This window comes from Barnesiella sp. (assembly GCF_022723415.1).
Taxonomy (GTDB): Bacteria; Bacteroidota; Bacteroidia; order Bacteroidales; family Barnesiellaceae; genus Barnesiella; species Barnesiella intestinihominis.
On the sequence record NZ_JAIJHU010000145.1, the window covers coordinates 1 to 1,230 of the forward strand.

Sequence of the window (1,230 nt, forward strand, 5' to 3'; positions counted from 1 at the left end):
AAACAATATGGACGATAACAATAACGGAAATATCGTAATATACCAAAGTGAGGACGGCAAGACCCACTTGGAGGTAAAATATGAGCAGGAAAGCCTTTGGCTCTCCCAACAGCAGATATGCGATCTCTATCAGACAAGCAAATCAAACGTAAGTGAGCATATCAAGCACATTTTTGAAGATGGAGAATTGAAGGAAGATGCAGTTGTTCGGAAATTCCGAACAACTGCCGCAGATGGGAAGAATTACAATGTGACCTACTACAATCTCGACATGATTCTTTCCATCGGCTACCGTGTACGGTCGCTTGTAGCATCGCGCTTCCGCCAGTGGGCAACAGAAAGGCTGGCAGAATATCTCTACAAGGGTTTCACCATGGACGATGAACGCTTGAAGCAACTGGGAGGCGGTGGATACTGGAAAGAGTTGCTGAACCGCATCCGTGACATTCGCTCATCGGAAAAGGTGATGTATCGACAGGTGCTTGACATCTATGCCACAGCTGTAGACTATGACCCTCGCTCAGATATGTCGGTGGAGTTTTTCAAGATAGTACAGAACAAACTCCATTTTGCGGCTCATGGTCATACTGCGGCAGAAGTAATCTACCAGCGATCCGATGCAGACAAGCCTGTCATGGGTTTGACCTCTTTCAAGGGAGACCATCCCACACTGCGTGATGCGAAGATTGCCAAGAATTATCTGGACGGCGAGGAACTGGAGATTCTCAACAACCTCGTTTCCGGTTATTTCGATTTAGCCGAGACTCAGGCCAAGAAGCATCGTCCTATGTATATGGCTGACTATATCGAGCATCTCGACCGCATCCTCTCTGCCAATGGTGACCCTCTTCTGCAAGGTGCTGGAAGTGTGAGTCACAGCCAGGCTATGGAAAAGGCGGAAACGGAGTACCGCAAATGGGAGGTCAAGACCCTTTCGCCCGTAGAGGAGGCTTACCTCGCCACCATCAAGATGTTGAACAACAAGGGTAAAGGAAAAAAATAAAGGTATGATGGAACTTCGACACTATATAGATGCATTTTCTTCCTTGCACACTGCAAAGGTGAAGGGACGCAAAGCTCCTCATAAGGCGGTGTTGCTACTGGCAATTATCGACCTTATAGAGGAAGAAGTCATCTTGGGGCAAGCACCGTGCAAGGTGCGGTCAAGACTTTGCTTGACAGAGATTTTATCACGCAAGATGATGGGGTATTTCAGTTATGCGACAAGTT

General features: G+C 47.3%; 2 protein-coding genes. Both read left to right on the plus strand.

Going from position 1 to position 1,230, the window contains the following annotated elements; genetic code table 11:
- The first annotated feature begins 7 nt into the window (after positions 1-7).
- Positions 8-1,003, plus strand: a complete 996-nt coding sequence (locus QVD32_RS13165) for a virulence RhuM family protein (RefSeq protein WP_287710392.1) — start codon at positions 8-10, stop codon at positions 1,001-1,003.
- A 4-nt stretch (positions 1,004-1,007) separates the two neighbouring features.
- Positions 1,008-1,230, plus strand: a 223-nt coding sequence (locus tag QVD32_RS13170; RefSeq protein ID WP_287710391.1) for a hypothetical protein, incomplete at its 3' end; no start/stop codon positions are given.

Bases quoted from the DNA above. Each gene is read 5' to 3' on its own strand.
- QVD32_RS13165 (WP_287710392.1), top strand. From the start codon at position 8: ATGGACGATAACAATAACGGAAATATCGTAATATACCAAAGTGAGGAC.